The organism is Paenibacillus herberti (genome assembly GCF_002233675.1).
GTDB lineage: Bacteria > Bacillota > Bacilli > Paenibacillales > Paenibacillaceae > Paenibacillus_O > Paenibacillus_O herberti.
In genome coordinates this window covers 175146-187356 of sequence record NZ_NMUQ01000001.1, presented here as the reverse complement: position 1 = coordinate 187356, position 12211 = coordinate 175146, and the positions used below count along the sequence as shown (strand labels likewise).

Annotated in this window: 10 protein-coding genes; all 10 read right to left on the bottom strand. The window is 53.9% G+C overall.

Features of this window, described 5'->3' with window-relative positions:
- Nucleotides 1-121: 121 nt before the first annotated feature.
- On the bottom strand, nt 122-1687 hold the full coding sequence (cobA, locus tag CGZ75_RS00925) for a uroporphyrinogen-III C-methyltransferase (protein WP_089522298.1): 1566 nt from the start codon (nt 1685-1687) through the stop codon (nt 122-124).
- 1 nt (nt 1688) lies between these two features.
- Nucleotides 1689-2651: a hydroxymethylbilane synthase gene (gene hemC / locus CGZ75_RS00920; RefSeq protein WP_089522296.1), complete on the bottom strand. Its 963-nt coding sequence runs from the start codon at nt 2649-2651 to the stop codon at nt 1689-1691.
- A gap of 71 nt (nt 2652-2722) precedes the next feature.
- Complete coding sequence (locus CGZ75_RS00915; RefSeq protein ID WP_089522294.1) at nt 2723-3343, bottom strand: precorrin-2 dehydrogenase/sirohydrochlorin ferrochelatase family protein; 621 nt, start codon at nt 3341-3343, stop codon at nt 2723-2725.
- Nucleotides 3344-3367: 24 nt separating this feature from the next.
- Nucleotides 3368-4189 (bottom strand): cytochrome C assembly family protein, encoded by an 822-nt coding sequence (locus CGZ75_RS00910; RefSeq protein WP_089522292.1) that lies wholly within the window; start codon nt 4187-4189, stop codon nt 3368-3370.
- 57 nt (nt 4190-4246) lie between these two features.
- Nucleotides 4247-5614, bottom strand: a complete 1368-nt coding sequence (gene hemA, locus CGZ75_RS00905; RefSeq protein WP_089522291.1) for a glutamyl-tRNA reductase — start codon at nt 5612-5614, stop codon at nt 4247-4249.
- 268 nt (nt 5615-5882) lie between these two features.
- Complete coding sequence (gene speD / locus CGZ75_RS00900; protein WP_089522289.1) at nt 5883-6281, bottom strand: adenosylmethionine decarboxylase; 399 nt, start codon at nt 6279-6281, stop codon at nt 5883-5885.
- Nucleotides 6282-6625: 344 nt separating this feature from the next.
- Complete coding sequence (locus CGZ75_RS00895; protein WP_089522286.1) at nt 6626-7216, bottom strand: non-ribosomal peptide synthetase module; 591 nt, start codon at nt 7214-7216, stop codon at nt 6626-6628.
- 153 nt (nt 7217-7369) lie between these two features.
- Nucleotides 7370-7990, bottom strand: a complete 621-nt coding sequence (yihA, locus tag CGZ75_RS00890; RefSeq protein WP_089522284.1) for a ribosome biogenesis GTP-binding protein YihA/YsxC — start codon at nt 7988-7990, stop codon at nt 7370-7372.
- Nucleotides 7987-10377 (bottom strand): endopeptidase La, encoded by a 2391-nt coding sequence (gene lon / locus CGZ75_RS00885; RefSeq protein WP_089522282.1) that lies wholly within the window; start codon nt 10375-10377, stop codon nt 7987-7989. Before lon ends, yihA begins: the two co-directional genes overlap by 4 nt.
- A gap of 38 nt (nt 10378-10415) precedes the next feature.
- A complete protein-coding gene (lonB, locus tag CGZ75_RS00880) occupies nt 10416-12119 on the bottom strand; it encodes an ATP-dependent protease LonB (protein WP_089522280.1) in 1704 nt (567 codons plus the stop codon).
- Between the last annotated feature and the right edge of the window lie 92 nt (nt 12120-12211).

Here is a 12211-nt window from a genome sequence, read left to right as displayed (position 1 = left end):
AAAATATCAGGCTAAGCGCCGATTGGCGCTTGCAGGAACGGAGTAGTGTTCGCTTCTCTTGTTCATCTTAGATAGCCTAATGAAAACGACGGCGGCAAGTGGCCGCCGCCGTTCACGCGGACTAAATCGTTAATGGCCGGTCGGTCTGCTGTTCCAACCGGCGAAGTGCCATCCGCTCCGCCAACGCGGCGGCGAGCGATTCCATCGTCGCCTCCTGTGAGAGCACGGTCGGCTCCAAGCCTGCCTCGCGGGCAGTCCGCGCGGTAATGGGTCCGATGCAGGCAATCTCGCAACCGATAAGCAATCGCAGAGGATCATGCTCGCCTGCGCGCCGCAACATCTCCAGCAGATTGGTCACCGTCGACGAACTCGTAAAGGTGATGGCTTGAACGCGCCCTTCGCGAATGCATTCCAGCGCGTACTCGTCCTGCTGCTCGGGGAGCAGCGTATCATACACCGTCAAAGTATCGGCTTCCATACCGCGCTGCTCGAAATCCTGCAGCAGCGTATCACGCGCCAGCGCGCCTCGTACAAACAGCGCGCGCTGTCCCGGCAAGAGCAGCGGCGCCAGATGCTCCAGCATGCCCTCCGCCTGGAATGAGCCGGGCAGCGTCTCGGCTTGAAGGCCGCGCGCCTGTAGCGCATCTCTCGTTTTGGGTCCGACTGCTGCAATCCGGGCCCGATGGAAACGACGAATATCATAGCCCGCTTCCGCTAACTGGTGGAAGAAATACTCCACTCCGTTAACGCTGGTGAAAAACATCCAGTCATAAGAAGGGGCAGCTTCCATTACGGCAGACAGGGAGTCATCGGGGCAAGCTCTCGTTTCAATCACCGGGTACTCGCAGGGCTCGCCGCCCATCTCTTCGATCAGATCCGAAAGCGTACTGGCCTGATCACGTGAGCGAGTAACTAACACTCTGCATCCAAAAAGCGGCTTGCGCTCATACCATTGCAGCATTTCCCGCTGTTTGACGACTTCGCCGACGATGATCACAGCCGGCGGCATGAAACCTGCCGCCTCCACCTTCTCTGCGATGTCACCGAGCGTCCCGGTCAACGTCTGCTGCTCCGGCCTCGTCCCCCAGCGTACTAGCGCCACCGGCGTCTCTTGAGGGCGGCCATGTTTGATGAGCTGACCGCTTATGTGGCCAATTTTGGCGACGCCCATCAAGAACAGCAGTGTTCCAGTCGCATTCGTCACCTTGTCCCAATCGATGACCTGGTCAAGCTTGTCAGGGCTCTCATGTCCCGTAATGACGGAAAAAGAAGAGGCATGGTCGCGATGAGTCACCGGCATGCCAGCATACGCCGGAACAGCGATCGCCGAAGTTATACCCGGTACGATCTCAAACGGAATGTCATGCTCGGCAAGCAAACCCGCTTCCTCACCAACACGGCCGAATATGGTGGGATCGCCACCTTTGAGGCGGGTGACCGTTTTGCCTTGCAGAGCAAGATCCACGAGCAGCTGATTGATCTCTTCTTGTTTCATGGTGTGGCGGTCCGGCAGCTTGCCCACATAGATTTTCTCCGCGCCTGGCTTCAGCTTGCGCAGCAATCTAGGGCTTGCTAACCGGTCATAAACGATTACATCGCTGCGGGAGAGCAGCTCCATGCCGCGTACAGTAATGAGCTTAGGGTCTCCCGGCCCCGCGCCCACTAAATAAACAATCCCCTTCGACATGTTAGCCTCCGATATCCGCTAAAATGCGGTCTGCTCCTTGGTCGCGCAGCGCTTGCGCTACTTCCAGGCCCAACTGCTGCGGATCCCGTCCGCTGCGGATCTCCTTAAGAATGGTACTACCATCCGGCGATCCTACCATGCCCGTCAGCATGAATGTCAGGCCGTTTGTATCTCGGTCGGTAATGACCGCATAAGCGCCGATCGGAATCTGGCAGCCTCCGTTGAGCGCTGCGAGAAACGTCCGCTCGGCCGCAACCGTTTGCTCCGTATCCGAATCGTTGAGCAACGCCAGCAGCGCACGAACTTCAGCATCACCCTCGCGACATTCGATACCGAGCGCTCCCTGCCCAACAGCAGGAATACAAATATCGACACCAACCGGAGAGCTGATCCGCTCCTCCCAGCCCATCCGCTTCAGGCCTGCAGTTGCCAAAACGATAGCATCCAGCCCTTCCGTCTCCAGCTTGCGTATGCGAGAATCGATATTGCCGCGAATCGAGCGGATTTCCAAGTCTGGCCGATAAGCCTTGAGCTGGCTCGCCCGCCGCAGACTGCTCGTCCCAACCGAAGCCCCTCTCGGCAAGTCTTCGATTCCGCCGCCGTTACGAGTAATAAGGCAGTCCCGTGGATCCTCGCGTTTTGGCACCGCGCCATTCAGCAGACCATCCGGTAGCTCGGAAGGCATGTCTTTCATGCTGTGCACAGCCAAATCGATCTCTCCGTCTAGCAGCGCCTGCTCAATTTCCTTGACGAACAGGCCTTTGCCGCCTACCTTGGACAAAGTCACATCGAGAATCCGATCTCCCTTGGTGACAATTTTGCGGATCTCGAACGTATGGCTGAAACCATGATGCTGGCATAGCTGCTTAAGCGCATCGATGACATGACCGGTCTGAGTAAGCGCAAGTGCGCTTTGGCGTGTGCCGACAACGATCACGCGCCCACCCGTCGAATTATGCCCCATGTTGTCGCTCCCTCCTAGTTATGAGAACTTCTATTCATCCAAGCCTTCCTTAGCCGGTTTAAAATAATCCCTCATAAGCGATCCGTCCGCTCTGCGGAACGCTGCCGATCAGCGGCAGCCCAGTGGGCCAGGCGCTGTGCCTCGAGGCGAAGCCTCTCTCGACGCTCGGCCGCCGGCCGTTCCTCGGCGGCGAGCAAACGGCGCAGCTCGCCCAGCAGGGCAGCCGCTTCCGCGTACCGCGAACTGCCGTAAAGCTGCGCCAGCTCCTCGCGCAGCACGGCCGAGAGCGCCGGAGCCTCGCCTCCTGTGTTAACCGACAGGAGCAGGTTGCCTTGTCGGACTGCAGCCGAGGTGGCAAAAGCACTGAGCTCTGCGTTCGAAGCATCGTTGAACAGCGCGCTTGCTTCCTCCGCCTCAAGCCCAATTTGCCCATTAATAGCCATATCTCCTGTAGCGGCAATGATCAGGAATTGGCCTCCAGCGTCTCCGGATTGGTACTCTCTCTGGATTAGCTCAAGCCGCCCCTCATTAGCCAGCTGCAATAGCTGCGGTGTGAAAGATGGACTGATAACGGTCAATTGATCCGCTCCTCCGTCCAGCAAGCCCAGCGCCTTGCGCTCGGCAATCGGCCCTCCACCCGCAATCAAGCAGCGCCTGCCCTTTAAGCGAAGCACCACGGGATAACCATTCATCAAGGCGACCTCCTAGCACAAGCATCAGGACCAGCGATGAAAATTCGAAGCCGGATTAATCAACGTATTCAAAACGAGAAGCGCGAAGCAGATCAGATTCCAGCGCGCTGCCTCCATGCCCGGCTTGTGCTGGACTACTCTTTTGAACAGATAAAATCCGTACATGATCAATGCTCCGAAAGAAGTGATTACTTTCCAGTCGAGCAGATAATTTAAGCGATCTTCCACAATGACTGAGGAAACAGCAACGGATAAGGACAGGGCTAGCAGCGGCACACCAATCAGCACCAGCCGATAGGAAAAGCGATCAAGCTGGTCTAGACTCGGCAGCCTGGCCATAGAGCGGCTCCATTTGCGAGACTTAAGCCTGCTGTGGAGAAACAGGTACATACCGGAAAATACGGCCGCGATCGCCAACACCGCGAAGGAACAAAGCACAAGGCTGATATGTAAAATAAGCAGCTCTTGGGCCAGCTTCCACGGCTCGAGCGGAATTTCAGAGTTCGGATTGCTGAACAGATTGAGCGCGAGAACGCTGAAACCGATCAGATTGACGAGGAAAACGATAAATTCGATCCGGAAAAAGCGGCTTATGACTAGAGATGCGGTAAGCAGCAGCCAAGACACACCTAGCCAATATTCAAATCGCGAAAATAGCGACATGTCCATATGTCCCCAGATCCGACTCAATACAAAGCCTGTCTGCAGCATCCATACGAACACAAGCAGCCCTGCACCCATCCGCTTCGCTCTCCGGTTCGCATCCACGAAGTCAGAGAAGTAAAACAGAAGGCCCAGGGCGTATATATACAAAATCATATCATATAACCAATATGTGGTATCCATGGCGCCCTCCTGTCCGATAAAGATGCAGGGCTGGACCTCGGGTGCGGTCGATAATACTTAAGGAGCTGCGACCGCCAGAGTAGACTTGGCTAGAGGTTGTACGCTGCCAGGTTTGGCAGATAGAGTCTCCCCTTTGGCTGCGCCTTTTGGCTCCGAGGGCTGCTCCTGCAGGTCAAACAGCTTAGCGAATAATTCCATTGCCTCGTCCGCTTTTTTCTCACCTGCAAGCTCTTTGATGCCGTGGATCGGATCTTGAACCATTTGATTCAGCATGCTCTTGGTCAGCTTTTGAATCACCTTGAGCTCCCGCTCATCCAAGCCAGGCAGCTTTTTGGATAAACTGTCCATCGTCTGGCGGTGAATATCATCCGCCTTCTCCTGGAGGGAACGGATAAGCGGTACGACACCAAGCGTGCGGTACCACTGGTGGAACTCGTCCAGCGTGGAAGCAATCATGGTTTCTATCTTCTCCGCCTCCTGGCGGCGATGCTCCAGATTCATTTCCACAATTCCCTCCAGGTCGTCAATATCATAAAGAAACACATTATCTACCGAAGCGATTGCCGGATCCAGATCGCGCGGAACTGCGATATCGATCATGAACATCGGCCGCGAGCGGCGGCGCTGCATAGCGGCAGCGACCTGATCGCGACGTAGTACATAACCAGAAGCCCCCGTAGAGCTGATAATAATATCAGCCTCATGCAGCTTACGCTCCGCCTCTTCCATCGAGCATGGAATGCCGTTGAACTTCTCAGCTAGTTCCGAAGCTCGCTCAAAGGTTCGATTGACGACGAGCACTCGGTCAGCACCGTTTGCATACAGATGCTTGGCGGTAAGTTCGCTCATCTTGCCCGCGCCGATAATCATAACCGTCTTGCGATTGAACTGGCCGAAAATACGCTTGCCAAGCTCAACTGCCGCATAACTCACCGACACGGCGGACTCGCCGATCGACGTTTCGGAGTGAGCTGTTTTGGCGAGCGTAACCGCCTGTTTGAACAGCATGTTGAAAATCGTACCGGTGGCCCGCTTCTGCTGGGAAAGCAGCCATGCACTGCGCACCTGCCCCAGAATCTGAGTCTCACCGATAACCATAGAGTCCAGACCGCTTGTAACGCGGAATAGATGCTCGATGGCCTGATCGTCTTCGTACATATATAAATGATTTGTAAATTCCTGCCGTGGCAAACGGAACCACTGCTCCATGAACGTGCGGATATGGTGGGCGCAAAGTTGATGCCGGTCAACGACCGCATAAATTTCCGTTCGGTTGCAGGTCGCGACGATGACACATTCAAGAATGCTTGGGGTCGCCTTGAGCGCTTCTACTGCGCGCGGCAGTTCCTCGTCCGAGATCGCGAAGTTTTCGCGCACCTCAACTGGAGATGTCCGATAATTGAGACCGACCACAACAATATGCATGTGACATCACCGCCTTCCACAAGAAAATTCCAAACAAAAAAACGCGTACAAAAGGTTCGTTCACTAGTATAGCATAGTTCGATAAGCCCGATTTAAGCGATTTATGACGGATTGTTGAAGGCCTTTTCCTTGCTGGACAGCCTTCATGTATGGTCTATGAAATAGTGTTGACCCCGTGTTGGCTTTCTATTCCACAGTTGGAATTTGTCACAGGCTAAAAAAAATAACCATGGAACGTTCCATGGTTATTTGTACAGAGTCCCGGCTATTAAACCAGTTCAGTTGCTTTCATTTCCGGTTCTACTACCTGAAGCTCTCCCATGCCGCGGATAAGCTTCTTGGCGTGAGTCGTTTTAGGTTTGAGAACAGCGAGCATATAGTCAATCGCCAGCTGCGGATCCACCGTCTCGCCGCAGGTGTAACAATCAAGTGCGGCAAAGCCTCTTTCTGGATACGTGTGAATCGAGAGATGACTCTCTGACAAGAGCACCAGTACCGTTGCGCCTTGTGGCTCGAATTGCTGGGCTTGAACTGAGAGTACAGATGCGCCGCATGCTTCTGCAGCCTCTACCATGTGGGCTTGCAGAAACTCTGCATTGTTAATGAGTTCGAAATCTACTCCCCAAGCATCAACCGCAACATGTCTTCCGAAAGTTGAGTATTCCATCTTCCGGTTCCCCCTTCCTAGGAATAAAATGAATTAGAAATTTCATCCGCTAGGACCTACGTCATTCACTTCCCGAGGGATAACTCTCTCTCGCAACATATCCATGTCCTGAGTGAATCCTGGTTCCTATATTGGGTTTTTTTCAACGAAATTAAAAATAACATCTATACCACTTAATTGCAACCTTTTTTTCGGTAAATTGGGCGGCGCCTCGGCCCAGTTGATCAGCATTTTTCACAAATCCCAGTTGCAGCGAGCACCACGCTCCTAATTATGAAAGAAACCGCCTCCGAAGAGGCGGTTCAATGATTAAATCAATTAGGCTAATTAAGTTTGCAGCGGGCTTAAGCTTCCAAGGCGAACAGTTGGTTGGATAACTCCGCTAGCTGTTGATCGACTTCCTGTTTAGCTTGCTCCGTAGAAGCAGCCAGTCGTTGATCCAACAGCCGGTTGACGGCTCTCTTCAACCACTCGATTTCGCCTTCCACCGATTTCATGCGGAAGGTCCGCTCCAGCTCGCCCAGAGTGTCCTTGAACTGGAACACAAGGCGGTCTCCATTGGCAGTCTGCTCCACGATGCGCTGCACGGCACCGGCCTGATAATGATAAATCATCGTATAATGGCTGTAGATTCTGTTGACAACCGCATCGCCCTTGAATACCGAAACAACTTTGCGCATGACGTTGGTTAGTGCTGGCTGCGTAATTCGGCAGGACCATTGGCATATAAAGCGATCATCCTCTTGTTGGAATACAAAGCGGACTTTTTCCCTCCCTGCGCTGTCTTCGAGAACCGCCTCTTGGCTGCCGTTATCAAGCACCATGACGCTAAAGCGCACTTGCTGCTCCTTGATAAAACGGTAAAAACGGGTCATCTCTTCACGGGTCAATTGCAGTTTGGCGTTTACATACTCTGTGGCTATCCGCTGAGCCATAAAAATCTCCTCAATTCTTTGTTTTGAAAACTTGCTTGCTTCCATTATACGTGATTTAGATCATTGTTTCCTGCCTGCCGACCCTTATAATCCGCCGTATTTCAGAATTTTCCGCTGCCAGCCGCGATTGGAAGGAGATAGGATGCAGTTTCCTTACGATTCCGGCCTCACTTGCGGCTCTTCTTTAGCTATTTCAGCAGATTCGGCAAGTATATTCCAAAGCTCTTCTCTTCCCATACCCGTATCGGAGGAGAACAAAACAAACAGGTCGCGCGCATCGGCTCCGAGTGTTGTTCGGACAGCCTTCTTGTGCTTGTCCCATTTGCTCCTTGGAATCTTGTCCGCTTTGGTACATACGATGCATAGTGGAATATCATAATGTTTGAGCCACTGGTACATCAAAATATCATCTTTAGATGGATCATGCCGGATATCGATAATAAGCAGCACCAGCTTAAGTTCATCCCGGTTCTGCAAGTAGCGCTCGATCATTTTGCCCCAGGCTTCGCGCTCGGTTTTGGATACTTTGGCGTAACCGTAACCAGGGAAGTCGACAAAATAGAGCGCTTCATTGACGCGGTAATAGTTGAGCTGCTGGGTTTTTCCGGGCTGGGAGCTTGTCCGCGCCAGATTTTTACGCAAAATAAGTTTGTTGATCAAAGAGGACTTGCCTACATTGGAACGCCCTGCCAGAGCAATCTCTGGCAAGGCGTCGCTAGGATATTGATGCGGCTCAACCGCACTGATGATGAATTCAGCATTCATAATTTTCATAAAATTGGTGTCCCTGCTTTCTCTTCGGTCGCTTCGGCGCCACTGGCCTCAGCTGGTGTTTCTTTCGGCAACAGCGCATGGCTGAGTACCTCATCCATATGAGCAACAGGCACGAACTCCATGTCACCCCGCACGCTGTCCGGAATGTCCCGCAGATCCCGCTCGTTGTCAGCCGGGAGCAAAACCTTGCGGATGCCAGCGCGATGCGCGGCCAGCGACTTCTCTTTGAGACCGCCGATTGGTAACACTCTACCGCGCAGCGTAATCTCTCCGGTCATTGCCACTATTTTGCTCACCTTACGGCCAGTCAGCGCCGAGATCAGTGCAGTGGCCATCGTGATGCCAGCAGAAGGGCCATCCTTCGGGATTGCCCCTTCCGGTATATGGATGTGAATATCGTTTTTCTCATGGAACTGGGGATCAAGACCAAGCTCCGCTGCGCGAGAACGGGTGTAGCTGAACGCCGCCTGTGCAGATTCCTTCATAACATCACCAAGCTTGCCGGTAAGCGTCAGCTTGCCGGTGCCAGGAAGCACGGTTACCTCGATAACGAGCGTATCTCCGCCAACCTCGGTCCACGCGAGACCGGTCACAGCGCCGATCTGATCCTCTGCTTCAGCAAGGCCGTAACGGAACTTGGCCGGGCCGAGCCATTCCTTGAGTTGCGGCAGATCTACCGTAAGCACTTCACTGTCCGGATTGGACACAAGTCGCTTGGCCGCCTTCCGACAAATCGAAGCTACCTGCTGCTCGAGGTTCCGCACACCAGACTCGCGGGTATACTCCCGGATAAGTGCGAGCAGCGCTTCTGGTTGCAGCTCCAGTTGATCTTCCCGCAGGCCATGCTCGCGCTTCTGCTTCGGCAGCAAGTAGCGACGGGCGATCTGTTCCTTCTCCAGCTCCGTATACCCAGGGATGTATAACACTTCCATCCGGTCGAGCAGCGGACGCGGAATATTGTGCAGCGCATTGGCCGTCGTGACGAACATAACGGAGCTGAGGTCAAACGGCGTCTCGATGAAATGGTCGCTGAAGCTATTGTTCTGCTCTGGATCCAGCACCTCCAAAAGCGCCGATGCGGGATCACCGCGGAAGTCTGAAGCCATCTTATCAATCTCATCAAGCAGGAAAACTGGGTTCATAGAACCGGCCGTTTTCATGCCTTGAATGATCCGCCCAGGCATCGCGCCTACATAGGTGCGCCGATGACCGCGAATTTCGGCTTCGTCACGAACGCCGCCGAGCGAGATGCGGACGAATTCACGGCCAAGCGATTTGCCGATGGAGCGAGCCAGCGATGTTTTACCGACACCTGGCGGTCCGACGAGACATAGAATCGGCCCCTTCAGCTTCTGGACGAGCTGCTGAACGGCCAAATATTCCAGCACCCGCTCTTTCGGTTTTTCCAGACCGTAATGATCCCCTTCCAGAACCTCTTCGGCTTTGGCGAGATCCAGATGGTCTTCTGTCTTTTTGCCCCATGGAAGCGATAACAACCAATCGATATAATTGCGAATGACGCCGCCCTCGGCTGAGGACGCCGGCATCTTTTCCAGACGGTCAATCTCCTTGAGAACTTTCTCGTTCACCTTCTCAGGCAACTGTGCGCTTTCAAGCTGGGAGCGAAGCTCCTCCACTTCTCCGGCGCGGCCTTCACGATCGCCAAGCTCCTTCTGGATGGCTTTCATCTGTTCGCGCAGATAGTATTCCTTCTGTGTTTTCTCCATCTGCTTCTTGACGCGTTGACTGATCTTGCGCTCAAGCTCCAGCACTTCGCGCTCGTTACCGAGCAGATCGAGCAGTTTTTCCAGTCGGGCGCGTACATCCACCGTCTCTAGAATTTCCTGTTTGTCCTTGATCTTGAGCGATAAATGACTGGTGATGACATCGGCGAGCCGACCCGGCTCATCGATGTCGGAGACAGCGGCATGCGTCTCTGGTGTAACCTTTTTGGAAAGTGTGATGTAATGCTCGAACTGATTGAGTACCGTACGCATCAGCGCATCGATCTCCGGATCGGTCGATTCTTCTTCCGGCAGCTCGCGAACGGATACCTCGTAGAAGTCTTCTTGCGGCAGGTAGTCCTGAATCTCCGCCCGAGTCACTCCCTCAACTAGTACGCGAATCGTGCCGTTGGGCAGCTTGAGCATCTGCCGCACCTTGGCAATCGTGCCGATGCGATAGATATCTTCCTCGTTCGGCTCCTCAATGTTGACTTCGGATTGGGAGCATAACAAAATCATATGATCATCGAGCATTGCCCGATCAAGCGCCTTGACGGATTTTTCCCTTCCCACGTCGAGATGAAGCACCATGCTGGGGTAAACCAGAAGTCCCCGCAGAGGGAGCAGCGGCAATCGACGGCCTCTTCCTTTGGCAGGTCCCATGCCAATACCTCCCACCTTAAGATAGTCTTCCTATTGTATCATTCTCGGGAATCCGCCTGCAAATAGGGTACTTGCGGGGTCAGGAACAGATCTGCAATAGGCGATAGCTCCTGCGCCTCGTCCCGCCGACTTTCTCCTGGAAAAAGATCGTTGAAGATCTCCTCAACTCGATCGACGGCGATGACTTTCAGCCCGTTCAGATCGGCAAAGATAACCTGCCAATTGTCTTTTGGAATGTACACGGTAAGTGCGCCAGCCTGAAAAGCTGCCTCTACCTTAGCAAGTACGCCCCCAACCGGCTTGACGTTGCCGTGAATGCCAACCTCGCCTGTCATAGCAATGGTATGCTCGACGGGGATGCCGCGGATAGCCGAGGTAATTGCTGTCGCCATTGCCACACCAGCGGATGGCCCGTCAATTGGCGTGCCTCCAGGGAAATTGATGTGGAGATCGTAGTCATGCGGACGTAGGCCGGCGCGGCGGAGCATGGTGATGACATTTTCGACCGAACCCTTGGCCATGCTCTTACGGCGCAGCGTGCGCTGACCACCTCCGAGCTCCTCCTCGTCCACAACACCGGTGATAGTGAAGTTGCCTTTGCCAGATGCGGTTGGAATAGCACTGACTTCAATCTCCAGCAGCGTACCCATGTTCGGGCCATACACAGCGAGACCGTTGACGAAACCAACCTGTGGCGCAGCTGGGACCTTGCGGTCTGGGCGCGGTGGAATCTGACTGCTGTTTACAACCCACTCAATGTCGGCGGCACTGATCGTTTCGCGTTTCTCAGACAAGGCAAGACCGGCTGCGAGTTGGATAATGTTGACGGCCTCGCGTCCATTCGTGGCATAACGCTTCACGACACCGACCGCCTCCGGGCAAGGGGAAAAGCCGATCTTTTTGACGGCATTGACGGCAATTTCCGAAACTTCTTCGGGCAGCAACGGCCGGAAGTAAATTTCCATACAACGCGACCGCAGAGCAGGCGGAAGCTCCTGTGGTGAACGCGTCGTCGCTCCAACAAGACGGAAATCTGCCGGGAGCCCGTTTTGGAAAATGTCATGAATATACATCGGAATGTTGGGGTCCTCGGAGTGATAGTAGGCACTCTCGAGAAATACTTTGCGATCCTCCAGCACTTTTAACAATTTATTCATCTGGATGGGGTGTAATTCCCCAATCTCGTCAATAAACAGCATGCCGCCATGAGCCTTGGTCACCGCTCCGGGCTTAGGCTGGGGAATACCTGCCACACCCATTGCTCCCGCACCTTGATAAATTGGATCATGAACCGAGCCGATCAGCGGATCGGCGATGCCACGCTCGTCAAAGCGGGCTGTCGTAGCGTCAATTTCTGTGAATTTGGCTTCGGCCAGAAATGGCGAAGTCGGATTTTTCTTAGCTTCCTCAAGCACAACGCGGGCCGCAGCGGTTTTGCCGACACCTGGAGGTCCATAAACGATAACATGCTGCGGATTGGCGCTGCATAGTGCAGCTTTCATCGCGCGCAGCCCATCACGCTGGCCGACGATGTCCTGCATCGACTGCGGGCGAGTTTTCTCCGCAAGCGGCTTAGTCAGGGAGATGGAACGGAGCTTACGCAGCTTGTCCATTTCCTTGCGGGATTCCTTGTCTACAGCCGACTTGTTCGTGCGCTGGCTGCGCAGCATATTCCAAAAGTAAACCCCGATTACGACCGCGAAAAATACCTGCACCAACATCAAAAATAAACTTAATGTCATGCTCAACCGCTCCTCTCAAGCTTGCCGGAATAAAAGACCCATACCGGATAGTATTGCCTGTACCGGCAGGTGTTAGTCGTTACGGCAGCAAA

Excerpts from the sequence above, each read along its gene's own strand:
- lonB (WP_089522280.1), bottom strand. The coding sequence starts at position 12,119 with ATGACATTAAGTTTATTTTTGATGTTGGTGCAGGTATTTTTCGCGGTC.
- yihA (WP_089522284.1), bottom strand. The coding sequence starts at position 7,990 with ATGAAAATTATGAATGCTGAATTCATCATCAGTGCGGTTGAGCCGCAT.
- speD (WP_089522289.1), bottom strand. The coding sequence starts at position 6,281 with ATGGAATACTCAACTTTCGGAAGACATGTTGCGGTTGATGCTTGGGGA.
- cobA (WP_089522298.1), bottom strand. The coding sequence starts at position 1,687 with ATGTCGAAGGGGATTGTTTATTTAGTGGGCGCGGGGCCGGGAGACCCT.
- CGZ75_RS00915 (WP_089522294.1), bottom strand. The coding sequence starts at position 3,343 with ATGAATGGTTATCCCGTGGTGCTTCGCTTAAAGGGCAGGCGCTGCTTG.
- lon (WP_089522282.1), bottom strand. The coding sequence starts at position 10,377 with ATGGGACCTGCCAAAGGAAGAGGCCGTCGATTGCCGCTGCTCCCTCTG.
- hemC (WP_089522296.1), bottom strand. The coding sequence starts at position 2,651 with ATGGGGCATAATTCGACGGGTGGGCGCGTGATCGTTGTCGGCACACGC.
- hemA (WP_089522291.1), bottom strand. The coding sequence starts at position 5,614 with ATGCATATTGTTGTGGTCGGTCTCAATTATCGGACATCTCCAGTTGAG.
- CGZ75_RS00910 (WP_089522292.1), bottom strand. The coding sequence starts at position 4,189 with ATGGATACCACATATTGGTTATATGATATGATTTTGTATATATACGCC.
- CGZ75_RS00895 (WP_089522286.1), bottom strand. The coding sequence starts at position 7,216 with ATGGCTCAGCGGATAGCCACAGAGTATGTAAACGCCAAACTGCAATTG.